This is a genomic window from Peribacillus sp. RS7 (assembly GCF_041956845.1).
In the GTDB taxonomy this organism is placed as follows: Bacteria; Bacillota; Bacilli; order Bacillales; family DSM-1321; genus Peribacillus.
The window spans coordinates 19,221-34,194 of record NZ_CP168135.1 but is presented as its reverse complement, the minus strand read 5'-3'; the positions used below and the strand labels follow the sequence as shown (position 1 = coordinate 34,194).

14 protein-coding genes and 1 riboswitch are annotated in these 14,974 nt (G+C 39.3%); of the genes, 12 read left to right on the top strand and 2 right to left on the bottom strand.

The genetic code is table 11. The features are described 5' to 3' along the window. The first annotated feature begins 154 nt into the window (after positions 1-154). From ACDZ29_RS00235 to ACDZ29_RS00220, 4 genes are all read left to right on the top strand, one after another. Positions 155-871, top strand: a complete 717-nt coding sequence (locus ACDZ29_RS00235) for a response regulator transcription factor (protein WP_289325638.1) — start codon at positions 155-157, stop codon at positions 869-871. Next, a complete protein-coding gene (locus tag ACDZ29_RS00230) occupies positions 868-2,661 on the top strand; it encodes an ATP-binding protein (RefSeq protein WP_289327345.1) in 1,794 nt (597 codons plus the stop codon). The genes ACDZ29_RS00235 and ACDZ29_RS00230 overlap by 4 nt, the downstream gene beginning before the upstream one ends. Positions 2,662-2,879: 218 nt before the next feature. Next, positions 2,880-3,440, top strand: a complete 561-nt coding sequence (sigX, locus tag ACDZ29_RS00225; RefSeq protein ID WP_370017071.1) for an RNA polymerase sigma factor SigX — start codon at positions 2,880-2,882, stop codon at positions 3,438-3,440. Further along, entirely contained in the window at positions 3,406-4,629 is a 1,224-nt protein-coding gene (locus ACDZ29_RS00220) for a hypothetical protein (RefSeq protein ID WP_370015714.1), read from the top strand. The genes sigX and ACDZ29_RS00220 overlap by 35 nt, the downstream gene beginning before the upstream one ends. An 80-nt stretch (positions 4,630-4,709) precedes the next feature. Here ACDZ29_RS00220 and serA read toward each other — a convergent pair whose 3' ends face one another. Beyond that, entirely contained in the window at positions 4,710-6,284 is a 1,575-nt protein-coding gene (gene serA, locus ACDZ29_RS00215) for a phosphoglycerate dehydrogenase (protein WP_289325636.1), read from the bottom strand. A gap of 320 nt (positions 6,285-6,604) precedes the next feature. Then, a riboswitch (FMN riboswitch) is annotated at positions 6,605-6,739 on the top strand. A gap of 165 nt (positions 6,740-6,904) precedes the next feature. On the opposite strand from serA, the gene ACDZ29_RS00210 reads away from it, so the two are divergent. Continuing rightward, on the top strand, positions 6,905-7,486 hold the full coding sequence (locus tag ACDZ29_RS00210) for an ECF transporter S component (protein WP_375089445.1): 582 nt from the start codon (positions 6,905-6,907) through the stop codon (positions 7,484-7,486). A 136-nt stretch (positions 7,487-7,622) separates the two neighbouring features. On the opposite strand, the gene ACDZ29_RS00205 is transcribed toward ACDZ29_RS00210, so the two are convergent. Then, positions 7,623-7,871, bottom strand: coding sequence for a ferredoxin (locus ACDZ29_RS00205; protein WP_034308087.1), 249 nt, complete (start codon positions 7,869-7,871; stop codon positions 7,623-7,625). 290 nt (positions 7,872-8,161) lie between these two features. Between ACDZ29_RS00205 and ACDZ29_RS00200 the strand changes: the two genes are divergently transcribed. From ACDZ29_RS00200 to ACDZ29_RS00170, 7 genes are all read left to right on the top strand, one after another. Then, complete coding sequence (locus ACDZ29_RS00200; RefSeq protein WP_375089444.1) at positions 8,162-9,232, top strand: helix-turn-helix domain-containing protein; 1,071 nt, start codon at positions 8,162-8,164, stop codon at positions 9,230-9,232. Then, positions 9,232-10,737 (top strand): RecQ family ATP-dependent DNA helicase, encoded by a 1,506-nt coding sequence (locus ACDZ29_RS00195; protein WP_375089443.1) that lies wholly within the window; start codon positions 9,232-9,234, stop codon positions 10,735-10,737. The genes ACDZ29_RS00200 and ACDZ29_RS00195 overlap by 1 nt, the downstream gene beginning before the upstream one ends. Beyond that, complete coding sequence (locus tag ACDZ29_RS00190; protein WP_289325632.1) at positions 10,734-11,360, top strand: CPBP family intramembrane glutamic endopeptidase; 627 nt, start codon at positions 10,734-10,736, stop codon at positions 11,358-11,360. Before ACDZ29_RS00195 ends, ACDZ29_RS00190 begins: the two co-directional genes overlap by 4 nt. Continuing rightward, positions 11,338-12,162, top strand: a complete 825-nt coding sequence (locus ACDZ29_RS00185; RefSeq protein ID WP_375089442.1) for a LysM peptidoglycan-binding domain-containing protein — start codon at positions 11,338-11,340, stop codon at positions 12,160-12,162. The genes ACDZ29_RS00190 and ACDZ29_RS00185 overlap by 23 nt, the downstream gene beginning before the upstream one ends. 360 nt (positions 12,163-12,522) lie before the next feature. Next, a complete protein-coding gene (locus tag ACDZ29_RS00180) occupies positions 12,523-12,981 on the top strand; it encodes a YpbF family protein (protein WP_289325630.1) in 459 nt (152 codons plus the stop codon). A 64-nt stretch (positions 12,982-13,045) separates the two neighbouring features. After that, on the top strand, positions 13,046-13,894 hold the full coding sequence (locus tag ACDZ29_RS00175; RefSeq protein ID WP_353957917.1) for a metallophosphoesterase: 849 nt from the start codon (positions 13,046-13,048) through the stop codon (positions 13,892-13,894). A gap of 98 nt (positions 13,895-13,992) precedes the next feature. Then, complete coding sequence (locus ACDZ29_RS00170; RefSeq protein ID WP_375089441.1) at positions 13,993-14,886, top strand: MerR family transcriptional regulator; 894 nt, start codon at positions 13,993-13,995, stop codon at positions 14,884-14,886. The last annotated feature ends 88 nt before the right edge of the window (positions 14,887-14,974 follow it).

The following is a 14,974-nucleotide window of genomic DNA, read 5'->3' as shown; positions in this document are numbered from 1 at the left end:
CAGAGGAAACGGGTGAGGTCTTTTTTTGTGACAATATGGTGAAAGGTCCATAAAAGCCATGCGAAATTGGCTCATTATCGTACTTTGGAAGGAAAAATTATTAGTCAGGGAAGTTTTCATTTTGTAGAATAAATGATAGGAGGCTGATTACATAATGTATAACGCTATTAAAATTCTCGTGGTGGATGATGAGGAAAGAATCCGCCGGCTGTTAAAGATGTATTTGGAAAGAGAAGATTATATAATTGATGAAGCTGAAAATGGAGATGTGGCTTTAACAAAAGCCCTTGAAAATGATTATGATTTAATTTTATTGGATATTATGATGCCTGGTAAAGATGGAATCGAAGTTTGCCGTGAATTAAGGGAGAAGAAGACGACACCTATTATCATGCTGACTGCTAAAGGGGAAGAAGTGAACCGCGTTCAAGGGTTCGAAGTGGGGACCGATGATTATATCGTAAAGCCGTTCAGTCCCCGTGAAGTCGTGTTAAGGGTTAAAGCTTTATTGCGACGCTCCTCAAGCACGGGTTACATGCAGACGGAAACGACGGCAAAAGATGTGATCGTCTTCTCGCATCTAACCATTGATAATGATGCCCACCGTGTACTTGCTGATAACAAAGAGGTTTCATTAACACCAAAAGAATATGAATTATTATATTTCTTAGCTAAATCCCCAGATAAAGTTTTCGATCGGGAGCAATTGTTAAAAGAAGTGTGGCATTATGAATTCTTTGGAGATCTTCGAACTGTTGACACGCATGTTAAACGCTTACGTGAAAAATTAAACCGCATATCCGAAAACGCAGCCAAGATGATTGTCACTGTTTGGGGTGTAGGTTACAAGTTCGAAGTGGTTAATGACTGATGCTGTGGGGCAGTGTCGTAGGGAAGCTATGGGCAACGATCCTATTGCTCGTGTCATTCGTATTAATCGTTTTAACCGTTCTGCTGGTCGAATTCTTTGAGAATTTCCAAATTGAAAATATTGAAAATGATTTAACCAAAACGGCCGAACAAATCATTAAGGTAACAAATGACCATCAGGGATCTAACAATGAGGTTTTACAAATAGCTTCGGAATTAATAGGAAACGAAACGAAAATGATCATTCTAAACGATGACAAAATGATTTTCTCATCCATTGGAGGAGATAAGGAGTTTGAAATCACGCCGGAATCCATTAAGAATGATCCTGAATTGCTCAAGGTTTTTACCGAAAGAAAGACTGTAAAAAAGGAAATGGCGCTATCCCATGATCCGGGTAAAGAGGAATTATCCGCAATCGTTGTTGGGATTCCACTTGAATTGAATGGGGAACAAGATGAAGTTTTCTTATTTCAATCATTGGAGTCCATGGAAGAAACCACAAAATCCACTACACAGTTCATTTTATTGGCAGCGGGCATCGCCATTATTTTGACAACGATTTTTGCTTTCTTTTTATCTACAAGAATCAATGCCCCATTGGTGAAGATGAGGGAAGCCGCACTGGCGATTGCCCGGGGGAAATTTGATACAAAGGTTCCAATCTTGACTCAAGATGAGATCGGTGAGTTGGCCATAGCGTTTAATCAGATGAGGAAGCAGCTGAAATTCAATATGAATGCACTCAGTCAGGAAAAGGAACATCTCTCAAGCATTCTTAGCAGTATGGCTGATGGGGTCATTACCTTCAATAAAGATGGCACAATCCTTGAAACGAATCCGCCAGCGGAAAGGTTTCTCCAATCCTGGTACTTTGAAAAAGGCAATAACCGGGAAGATAACGTGAATGTCCCCTTGGTTTTGATGAATCTTTTTGATGAATCAGAGTCCTTCGATAAGGAGCAAGTCGGGGAAATTACCTTGCAGGGCCGAGATTGGGGATTCATTGTCAGCCCGCTATATACAAATGCCGACAATATTCGGGGAGCGGTGGCTATCATACGGGATATGAGTGATGAAAGACGTATGGACAAACTTAGGACGGATTTCATAGCCAATGTCTCCCATGAATTAAGAACGCCCATTTCAATGCTGCAAGGATATAGTGAAGCGATCGTTGATGATATTGCGGGCAGTGAAGAGGAAAAGGTGGAGATGGCCCGCATCATCTATGATGAGTCTTTGAGAATGGGACGTTTAGTCAATGATCTGCTCGATCTGGCTAAATTGGAATCGGGAAAAATGAACCTTAGCTTTGAACATGTACCAATTTCACCTTATTTAAAGAGGATTACAAGTAAGTTTTCCGGGCTAGCCAAAGAAAAAGGGATTACAATATCAGTCAGTCTTCAAGACAATGAAATTGAATGGCATTTTGATCCTGACCGTATTGAACAGGTTTTGACTAATTTAATTGATAATGCGATTCGTCATACTCCTCCAGGCGGTAACATTGATGTCATTCAGAGGACAAGTGATCGAAGAGGTCTGATCATTGATGTGAGGGACTCTGGATCTGGTATTCCCGAAGAAGATTTACCTTTTGTATTTGAGAGGTTTTATAAAGCGGATAAGGCAAGGACCCGCGGCCGATCAGGTACCGGATTGGGTTTGGCCATCGTAAAAAATATAATCAATGCCCATGATGGCTACATTTCGGTAAACAGTTTACCTAATAAAGGGACAACGTTCAGTTTTATCCTGCCTCGAATTATGGAAAATGCCGATTGAATGACGGACAGCTTTCCAAAAAAATCTTGTTTCATAGGGAACTGTGAAGACAAAGGCAATTGGATTCATTTCCAACTTGTCTTTGTTTTTTTTAGCGAACAAGATAAGAAGTTCCGGACATGTGGAAATTGACGGAATTTTATATTAAGATTAAAGCCGAAGTATGTAACTTTTATTGAGGAATGACGACTATATTTATGAACGGATGTGGGGAAATGATGGATTCCGTTTTCCACGATCTATATGAAAAATATCATCAGGAAGTTTATCAATTCATTTTTTATATGACTAAAAATCGAGAAACGGCAGAGGACCTTGTTCAGGAGGTCTATATCCGGGTTATGAAGGCTTATGAACGCTTCGAAGGAAAAAGCAGTGAAAAAACGTGGATTTATTCGATTGCCAGAAATGTGACGATTGATTATTTTCGGAAACAAAAAGGGTGGAAAGACAAAATCTTTCCTAACTTTGATTGGGATAGGCAATTGATTAAAGATACTCAGCCCATTCCAGAAGAAGTGGCCATCATGAACGATGATATCCAAGATATTTATCAATGTTTAAACAGATGTACCGTCGATCAAAGATCTGTCATCATTTTAAGGTACATTCAGGGCATGTCCATTACGGAAACTGCAGAAATATTAAATTGGAGTGAAAGTAAGGTGAAAACGACCCAGCACCGTGCTTTAAAGGCAATCAAAAAATTGATGGAAGATTTATCAGGAAAGGAGGGCCACCGCAATGAGAAGATCCCGTTGGAAAGAAAACGAAATTGAAGACATGCTACGCGGGCTTCCGAAATTAAAAGATGACCGAACCAAAGCAGAGGTGTATGCGAGAATACATGATAAAAAAAGAAAGAAACACTGGATACCTCTAATTGCGGGTGTGGCCTCCTTATTCTTAATGGTTGTTTTGGCGTCATCGTTAATTATTGGAAACAAGGGAACTACAAGGGAAGAGGACAGCAGCGGTAATGGGAAATTATCCATATCCGAAAATAAGGAAATGGCAGATCAGGAACGGCAAAATGCAAATATCAAAGAAAATACCTCAGAAGATAAACAGGGTAATCAAGAGTTTTTGAGTAAGCAAGCGGAGATTGAATCTAAAGACGAGGTTTCAGAAATAGAACCTCTAACAGGGGAAAAGGAAAAAACTTTTGCACATGCGATTTATCAAGACGACCTTAAAAATGCATCGGTCATTACCATGGGCGTACCTGATGATCAAATGAATTTCATCGTTCCCATATCAATTAAACTCAAACATTATGACAAAGCGGATACACTGAATCGGTTAACGAATCAAATGTCCAATATCGATGAAGAGCAATATGGGCTATCTGACTATTTTCCGCTTGATATAAAGATTAACCAAGGAAACGATATGACCACTGCTCATATTGAGTTTCGAGAAAACAGCCGATTATTGAAAGAGGATACACTTTTTCTCCATTCGATGGAAGAAACGCTTTCCTATAATGATATAGAGAAGATGACTTTTTCTACAGGTGGTAAGCAAGGGGCAATGTTTGCCAATAAGGGATTTTTAAAGGAGGCGGATATACCTCATCAACAAAAACGCACATACCTACTTTACCAAAGAGATGAATCCTCTCCAAGGTTCCTAGTTCCAAGCAATATGGATTATCGGGACATTGAAGAGGCACTTCAAGCTGGAAAAGGGGAGCCGGACATGGAGGGGATTTCACCTGCAATCCCGGATGACCTTAAATGGGAAAGTATACGTTCAAAAGGAGATCTTGTGTCCATTCAATTGTCAGATCAAGCAGCTATAGAAAATAGTGAGGAATCCCTTCAAGCTTTAGAAGCCATACTCTTCATTGCTAAGGATTTTGGTTTTGAAAAAGTGAAGTTTGAAAATGCACCAATTGAAGAGGTCGGCCAGTTGAATTTAACTGAAGACATATGGGTGCCCAAAGCACCGAACCTAGTGAATTGATGCAGGGGACGGGCTAAATGATGGAGGGGTGCTCTATACATTTAAAAAAAGTGCCCGCGCTGACGGGCACTTTTTTCTTCTTATAATGAAATACGGGCCATGAATGTAATTTCTTCTGTTTCCATTAAAAATTGTTTCATGTTGTCTGCCAATGGTTCATCAAAGCTTAAAACCATGATTGCTTCCCCACCAGCTTCTTTTCGGCCTACCTGCATGGTGGCGATATTCACTCCGTGATCACCAAGAACCTTACCTACGTTACCGATTACACCAGGTTTATCGGTATGCTGGATATAAAGTAAATTCGATTCCGGATGAAAGTCGATTTTGAAACCATTCAAGCTTACAATTCGAGAACCGTAATTTTCGATATAAGTTCCACTTATTGTTAATTCGCGGTTGTCACCTTTTATTTTAAGGCTGATCAAGTTAGAGTATCCTAAAGAGTCCGTTGAGATTTTTTCACCAACTGTAATGCCACGCTCTTTTGCGACCAGCAAGGCATTCACCTCATTGACTGATGCATCAACCCTTGATTTGAAGAAGCCTGAGATTAGACTTTTTGTCAGAATCGCTGTATCGAAGTCCAATGACTCTCCTGCATACGTAACGGAGATTTCCTGAATCCCTTCATTCATGCACTGAGAAGCAATGGATCCCATTTGCTGAACAAGTTGATAGAATGGCTGTACCTTTTCAAACACTTCTTTAGAAATCGCTGGAAGGTTGATTGAACTGGAAACTGGATTTCCTTCGAAATAGGTCAAAACTTCTTGGGCAACCTGTACGGCTACATTTAATTGGGCCTCTTTCGTAGATGCACCTAGATGAGGTGTAGCAATGACGCTATCCAATTCAAGCAGTTTATGGCCAAGTGGAGGTTCTTCCACGAAAACATCCAGCGCCGCCCCTGCAACATGTCCTTCAACTATCATTTCATATAAATCATCTTCGTCTAGAATTCCACCACGTGCGCAGTTCAGTACATAAACTCCTTTTTTACAGGTAAGCAGTTTTTCTTTATTGATTAAACCTCTAGTTTCATTCGTTAGTGGAGTATGTACAGTAATGATATCTGCTTTAGGAAGCAATTCATTTAACGGCAGGGACGTTACGGCCATTTTCTTTGCACGATCAGCAGTCAGGAACGGATCATAGACAATTACATCCATCCCAAACACTTTAGCACGTTTGGCAATTTCCCCTCCGATACGTCCAAATCCAACTATACCTAATACTTTGCCGCGAAGTTCCGTTCCAGTATATGAAGAACGTTTCCATTCCCCATTCTTCAGTGAAGCATAAGCTTGCGGAATATGGCGCATTAAAGAAGCCATCATGGCAAATGTATGTTCTGCAGTTGAAATGGTATTGCCGTCAGGAGCATTAACCACGACAATCCCACGTTTTGTCGCAGCGGGGATGTCTATGTTATCGACGCCGACACCAGCGCGTGCTATAATTTTCAACTGCGGCATACGGTTCATTAAATCTTCCGTAACCTTCGTTGCACTTCTTACAAGTATTGCATCAATCTGATCAAGTTCGTTTTCCGCTTCCTCTACTGTCTTCTGAATAAGGTGAATATTGGAAGCCTCTGATAGCGGTCCGAGTCCTTCTGGTTTGATGGCATCTGCTACTAAAATCCGATACACGTCTAAACACCTTCCTAGGGAAAAGAATTATCTTAAATTTCAGTTAATTTTACAATTTAAATGCCAATTGTGTCAATTTGGCTTCACTGATTGTAAGCGCTTAAAACAATAATTACATTTGGATCGTATGTTTAATGCCGCACTATTAATGGCTTCAACATCGATTGCCTTAAAAGAAAAAATATTTTCATTATTATAATTTTGTGTATCCGATTTTTCTTTTAAGTGATTTATAGTCCTAAATGTATCAACTGAGAAAAAATGCTATCACAAAAAAGGAATTTCGGATATAATGGGAAAGATAAAACAAAATTTTATAGGTCTATCTTCGGGGCGGGGTGTAATTCCCCACCGGCGGTGATGAAGGAAATTCTCTTCTAAGCCCGCGAGCCTTATGGGCAGGATTTGGTGTGATTCCAAAGCCGACAGTATAGTCTGGATGGGAGAAGATGGAGGTTCCTGAGTGCGTTTCAACAGTTATTTGCTGAACGTTTGTTTGATGTAACCTTTAATTTATCCCTTTAATTCTATTGGAATTAAAGGTTTTTTATTGAGCATCAACATGATTAAGGAACCCTAACCTCTTTTTCAGGTAGATCGGAAAAGAAGGAGAGAGAACTATGAAAAAGAACAAAGTGAAAAAAACGGTCACACTGGCCATGATGGGAAGCATTTCTTATTTATTGATGCTTTTAAATTTTCCGTTCCCAGGATTTCCACCTTTTCTGAGTGTTGATTTTAGCGACATACCAGCACTGATGGCGGCATTGATTTTCGGACCGATGGCCGGGATTCTAGTTGAATTCCTTAAAAACCTATTGGATTTTGTCATGACAGGGACCTTGACTGCTGTACCAGTGGGACATATCGCTAACTTCATTGCGGGAATATTGTTCGTCTTGCCGACTTATTATGTATTTAATAAAATCAATTCAAAAAAAGGGATGACGTTCGCTTTACTTGCGGGTACAGTTTCCATGGCGGTATTTATGAGCGTTTTAAACTATTTTGTCTTTTTACCGGCTTATACCTTCTTTATGGGATGGGATGCAATGTCGGCACCCGAGTCGAGAAAGTTCGTCACGACGGCAATCTTGCCTTTCAACGTTATTAAAGGCGTGCTCATCACATCTGTATTCATGTTATTGTTCATTAAATTACAGACATGGATCAATAAGCAATCATTATATAAAAATGCTTAACGGCATTGACGATAGAAATATAAAAAAACAACCGGATATCCTTATCCGGTTGTTTTTTTATGTCTTTGGTATGGGAATATGTAAGCGACATTGGCCAAAAGAAAAAGCCATTCTCGATTGAAAATGGCTTGTACCTTTATTCGAATTTTAGTGCATCCCCGTCAAATGCCTCGTCAGCAACTTTAATAGAATCCGTTGGACATCCTTCAAATGCATCCATCATATCATCTATTAGTACATCTGGAATTTCAACGATTCCCTCATTATCGTCAAGGGTAACAAATGCAATCCCTTCGTCATCATAATCATATATATCTGGTGCTGCTGCTCCACAAGCACCACAAGCGATGCATGTTTCTTTATCCACAATAGTAAATTTAGCCATGAATATAACCCCTCCTAAGTTGATTAACAACTGATAATCTTTTTATTTCAGATTATTATCTCTTTCTTATTGTAAGACCGAATGCCAAACTTTTCAATAGAAATTGTATTGATAATAACTATCATGTAGTAGAATGTCAACGAAAAACATCGTAATAATTAACTTGGGTCCTACCATGGTTCGTCATTTAGTCACATAATTTTCCTTGTATTCATCAATAATAACGGCGATTTTTGCAGATATTTGTTACAATGGGTTTATTGGTTAAATGAAACAAGGATGTGAGTCCCATGAATAATTATCTACAGGCAATCATTCTATATGCGATAAAAAAATTTCAAGGCGAACGTTCCATTTATGCTATATACCATATGCTACAGGGAAAGAAGTCGTCACAAACAATCCAGGATGCCCATTTATTCGGGTTAACGAATATATTTGGGACAATACCTCGATTTACCCGTCAGCAATTGAATCAAAACATTGAACAGTTCCTTAAGCATGACTACATTAATTTAACGGATAAATCAGATGCATATGAAATTAGTCTGCAAGGAGAGGGAATGTTAGTCGATTACTTTAATAATAATCCTTTTCCGACGTATATAAATGGTTGGAAGTATCACAATATCACCCCGGTTTTCTGGGGAAGGTTAAACTTGCTCATTCAAACCATATCCCATATTGTCCACAATGAAAGACGTTTTTATCCGATACAACGAAATCCGAAAATCCAATATTTCGTGAAGGAATTCTTACATGCCAATCGTCAGGACCGAGTGTTGATTGCTCAACATCTATATGAAGAACTGATTTCCCTTTTAGAAAGTCAAAGTGATTTGAAACGAGACATTTTCATTTTGAAATTAACTGGGGTAAATAGGATTGGGCTTACGTTTGAACAGATTGCCAAAAGGAAAGATGTAGAAGAACAATATGTTCGCTTTACATTTCTTGACTCGTTGCATCAAATGCTTTCAGAAATGGATACGGGAACGGGAACGGAATACCCCCTTTTGTCCTCGTTAACCAATGATTGGCAAAAGAGTGAGAATCCTCATTTGACACAATCTACACAGACTACTTTACGGTACATACAGGCAGGGAAAAACCTGGGGGAAATAGCTGAAATCCGCCGATTGAAAGTCAACACCATTGAAGATCACCTCGTTGAAATTGTCCTATCGGATAAAGGTTTTCCAATATCCGATTATGTGTCTATCGAGGATGAGAGAGAAATTGCTGCTGCTATTAAGGAAATTGGTACGAAAAAGCTTAAAGCAATCAAGAATATGGTCGATAATAAACAGATAAGCTTTTTCCAAATACGGCTTGTACTTGCGAAATTAGGTGATGGATGATGAATATAGAACGAGTCCTCAAAGAAAAATTCGGATTTGATGAATTCCGTCCCGGACAAAAAGAAGTGGTTGAATCATTGATGTCCGGCCGTCATACTTTAGCGATGCTGCCAACCGGATCCGGTAAATCATTATGTTACCAGTTGCCGGCCTATCTTTTGAATAAGACTGTCCTAATTGTCTCCCCATTATTATCATTAATGCAGGATCAGGCAGATCAGCTCAAGATGAGTGGCGAAAAAAGTGTTTTGACCCTCAATTCTTTTTTGAATCTAAATCAAAAAAGGAAAGCTTTCGACCGGTTACATAGTTATCGTTTTATCTTTTTATCTCCTGAAATGCTGAGCCTGGAGACTGTGATAAAATCCTTGAAATCCATAGAAATAGGTCTATTCGTCATCGATGAAGCACACTGCATCTCACAATGGGGATATGATTTCCGACCGGATTATTTGAATTTAGGAGAAGTGAGGCGTGAATTGAACAATCCATTGACTCTTGCCCTGACAGCAACTGCAACCACTGAAGTCAGAAGGGATATCATTGGTAAACTCAACATTGGACAAGCCAAGGAAACCGTCTCATCTGTTGACCGCGATAATATTGCAATAATTGTAGAGCGCAAGTTCAGCTACGAAGAGAAACTATCCCGTGTACTGGAGCTTGTCAGGAAATTTACAGGTAGCGGAATTATTTATTTTTCCTCTAAAAAATTGGCGGAATCGGTCACTGGGTTTTTACAGGAAAACGGGATTGAGAGCGTCAATTATTATCACGGTGGCATGGAACAGGAACAAAGGATGCTCATTCAGCAGCAATTCATTTCCAGTCAGTTGAAAATTATATGTGCAACGAGTGCTTTTGGCATGGGTGTAAATAAATCCGATGTCAGGTACGTTATCCATTTTCATATGCCATCCACGATGGAAGCTTATCTTCAGGAGATAGGCAGGGCGGGACGAGATAGGAAGCAAAGTGTGGCTGTCTTATTATATAGTGACGGGGATGAAGGGCTTCCCCTGCATCTGATGGAGCAACAGTTGCCTACGGATATGCAAATCGATGGTGTTTGCTCTTTCCTTAATGCTTCACAACAGATTCCGGCGAATTTGACCCTATCAGAAAAAGAACAGCTGTCTCAATCTTTTTCGTTGAACGAAATCCAGCTTCGTTTTTTTACCCAGTTCATTACAGGAAATAAAGATCCTTTATATCAAGTGGCAGAGATGAAAGAGTATTGTCAAAAGAGGAAATCCGGGAATCAAGAAAAGCTTAATAATTTCCTTATTTGGATACAAGCAAACGAATGTCGCCGTTCAGGAATATTGGACTATTTTGAAGAAAAGCAGCGGGAAGTGAACCCCATTTGCTGTGATATCTGTGGTATGGATGCCGAGAAAATGGCTGATGTATGGCCGGAAGTCAAGGTGGATCCGGTTAATTCCTATTCAACGTGGAAAGAGGAATTGGCTTTTATCTTATTAAAGAAGGAAAATGGGAAATGAAAAATAAGCAAGCTGAAATAATTAAACAACTAACAGATAAACAGTTGCTAAATAATTTGTTTCTTACACAAATTATTCTCTTAACGTTATCCATTTTTTTAGGTATTATTTTATTTAAAGACCGTTCTGCTTTTTTCGACTTATTTATCTTTGATGACCTGAACATTTTGCTGATTGGAATTCCCGCTGGAGTCATTGTCGTGTTGTTTGACATTTTCTTTATGAAAGTGACACCACCTTCCTATCAGGATGATGGTGGTATTAACGAACGCATTTTCAGTAATTTGTCATACCCGATGATTTTTGTCGTTGCTTTAGTGGTAGCGATAAGTGAAGAGTTATTATTTCGTGGAGTGTTGCAAACACATTTTGGCTTGCTTCTTACGAGCCTCATTTTTGCAGCTGTTCATTATCGTTACCTTTTTAATTGGTTTTTATTTTTAAATGTTTTGGTTTTGAGCTTCTTTATCGGTTTTCTCTTTGAAATGACCAATAATATCCTGGTGACGATTACGGCACACTTTTTGATTGACTTTATCCTGGGTATTTTAATCAAGAGCAAAAAGCAAAGAGGGTTGAGCAAGAAAGGGGGTGACTTTAATGAGTCGAGTGCAGAAGAGTGAAAAGGAAAACGATCAGGCTGGTGAACTTCGTTCGCGAATTGAACGTCATAAGGCTAAGTCATCATTGCCCAAGCGCAGCAAAGTTCACCAGAATAAAAAGAAAAAAAGTAAAGTGAAGATTAAGTTTCCAATGATACAATTATTAGCATTGTTTTTTATTTTGCTTCCAATTGGATTTTACAGCCTTTATACATATTTTCAGGAAAAACCTTTCCCTGTACATGATCCAAAAAGTGACCCAGTCGTCTTTGAAGAAAATAAGGAAGATAAAGAAGCGATCCCTACTACAGCAACGGCAGAGGATTTAAAGGAAAAGAAAGAAAAAGAAGTAGCTGAGGCTAAAGCTAAAGCAGAGGAAGAAGAAAAGAGAAAAGCCGAAGAAAAAGCTAAAGCACAGCAAGAGGCCGAAGAAAAAGCTAAAGCACAGCAAGAGGCCGAAGAAAAAGCCAAAGCACAGCAAGAGGCCGAAGAAAAAGCTAAAGCACAGCAAGAGGCCGAAGAAAAAGCTAAAGCACAGCAAGAAGCCGAAGAAAAAGCCAAATCACAGCAAATAGCTGACGAAAAAGCAAAGGCTGAAGCGGCAGAAAAGAAAAGGGCAGCCGAAAGAGTTCAAGCGGCGAAATCGGATAAAGAGGAATACAAGGTTGTCTTACATACTGTTCAAGGTGAGGAAACATTATTCCGCATTTCCATGAATTACTACAAATCACAGGAAGGCATTGCTCTGATCAGGGAGTGGAATGGTCTGAATGGCAATGAAATTTCCAGGGGTCAGGTTTTGAAAATTCCGATCAAGAAATAATGATGGCACCTTTAAAACCCTCAAGTCCTTCTATTTCAAAACAAAAAAGACTTTAGGCAAAAGGAGTTCTACCTTAATGTTAAAACAAAGTTGATTGGAACGGAAGGTACGAGACTCCCTTGGACGCGGAAAGCGAGTGCCTGAAGTGGAAATTAACATTCAAATTTTAAAAACCTAAAAAAACTGGAGACAAACTCAATTATTATCGAGTTTGTCTCCAGTCTGACCCTGTCTTTATAGGCAGGGTATTTTTAATATTGTTCAACTTGGTTCAGTATGAAGCCAAACATGACAGGTACTTTATCATTTTTTCCACTACTCTTTCATATCATGATTTGAAAGAGTAGAGGAGGAAATGCGATGGAATCTACAATCATTTTATTGGATGAAAAAACGGATCAAGCAACTAAACAAATGCTGCAGAATGTCGTGGATCGAAAAAAAAAGTTCGAGGCTCTTAAAAGGAAACACCTTCAAAGCTTATGGGCAACCATGATTGTTGCTACCCTTTTTTTGGTTTATCTTTATTTATATATCGTTGTACCTTATTCTTATTCCTTTTTCAGTATGTTTAGTGTTTTCGTCGACCATTTTAGCCATTTCCTTTTTTTGGCGGCAGCAATAGGGCTATATGGATATATGATATTAATTAAAAAAAAGCTGGATAAAGCAGAAAAGGAGTTTCAGTTGCTTCGCTGTGAAATTATTAATAAAAGTAAGCAGTTATGGGAAAAAGAGGAAGAATGGAAAAGTCGCCATAAGGTTTTTGAAATGATGAAGAAGAATTATGATATTAACTTATATCATGAAAATAAATGAATGATCGCGTTAAATCATATTTAATTGCGAGTAATATGGTTTTATGGTTATATGAAGGTAACTCTTGGGATTAGGATGGAAAGAAGGTTTACGAAAGATGTTATTGGTATCTGGATTATTTTTAGTCATCATTCTGCTGGTATTTGCCACGATTATTTACATGTGGCGTATGGCCAAGCAAGATAGGTTGATTTTTCAAGACTTATTTTTCAATGACTTTCCTGAAGGGTTTGGCGATGTTCGGATTTTTTTCATATCTGATCTTCATCGACGGATCATATCGGATAGATTAATTGAGGGAGCACGTGACAAGGCTGATCTGGTGATCATCGGCGGGGACATAAGGGAAAACGGGGTTCCCTTGGAACGTGTGGAAAAAAATATATTGAAATTAAAAGAACTTGGCCCCCTTTATTTTGTTTGGGGAAATAATGATTATGAAGGGGATTTCCATGAGCTTGATGCAACCCTTTTGAAACATGGAGTGAAAATCCTTGATAATACAGCTGTTTCTTTTGAGTCTCAAAATGGCAGCAAAATCGCTCTTCTGGGCATTGATGATATAACGGAAGAACGAGATAGGCTCGATCTTGCGTTGTCGGATTGCGGGAATGAAGCTTTTCGGATTTTGGTGAGTCATAACCCATTGGTTAAGAAACAATTGACTCCGGAACACCATATAAGTCTCGTTCTGTCAGGTCACACCCATGGAGGGCAGATTCGCATATTCGGATTCGGTCCCTATCAGATCGGCAGCATAAAAAAAGAGGGGGACTGTTTGTATATGACGAGTAATGGCTATGGGACAAGTACAGTGCCTTTAAGGCTTGAAGCAAAGCCGGAAACGCACTTATTCACCCTGAAAAGGGGGGCATGCACTAAAATAGGCGAAGCGGTGGAGCAGACCTATTAAGCTGCTTTTAATCGAGCCTATCGAGATTTTACAGACTTAAAAAAATCCACTATAATTTCAACAATTGATCGTACAGTTATTGGAGGCCTTGTAAAACCATGCAAGAAGGTAAATATAATATAAAGGCAGTTTCAAAACTGCTAGACATTCAGCCAGGAACCCTAAGGGCGTGGGAAAGGCGCTATAAATTTATCGAACCTGTCAGGAATGAATCAGGGCACCGGCTGTATACAGAAAAACATCTGCAAATCCTTAAATGGCTCATCAATAAAACAGAGCAAGGTTTTACGATAAGCCAAGCCGTTTCGCTACTTGAAAGTACAGGCTATCTGGCGACTGGAGTTCCTGAAACGAACCGTAAGGATGAACAAACGACTAAGTTATCGGATGAATTAATTGAAGCTCTATTAAATTTCAATGAAAATAAAGCCCATATGCTGATAAGCCAAGCATTCAGTATGTATACAATCGAACATACCATAGTTGATCTACTCGGTTCAATATTGGTTCAGATAGGGGATAAGTGGGAAAGGGGGGAAATTACTTCCGCTCATGAACACTTTGCGTCGAACATCTTAAAATCCAGGATCAGCTCAGTCATGCATACGATTCCGACTAACGGTTTTCTTCCGAAAGCCCTAACCGTTTGCGCCCCTGGTGAAAAACATGAATTCGGACTGTTGGTCTTTACTATTTTTTTGAAGCGGAAAGGATATGAAACCATTTATTTGGGAGAATCCATCGCGGATAAGGATCTTTTTACCGTTTTAAACATCATAAGACCCTCTTACTTATTCATGTCATGTTCACTAAAAGAGAATCTCGATGGAACATTTAGGCTGGTTGAGGAGTTAATGAAGGATTTCCCGGATTTGAAGGTGGGTCTTGGAGGTGCGGCGCTGAGCCTTATATCCGAAGAGAACCGTACTGCCTTCAGCGGAGTTTTGATGGGGGACACGCAATCGAAATGGGAAGAATGGCTGAAAGGTTAGCGATCGGCTTTGGAGAAATAATGGATATGCACCCTGCGACCAAGGCTTCATATGATGTATGAAGATGGTAACCAGGGGGCATTTTTTT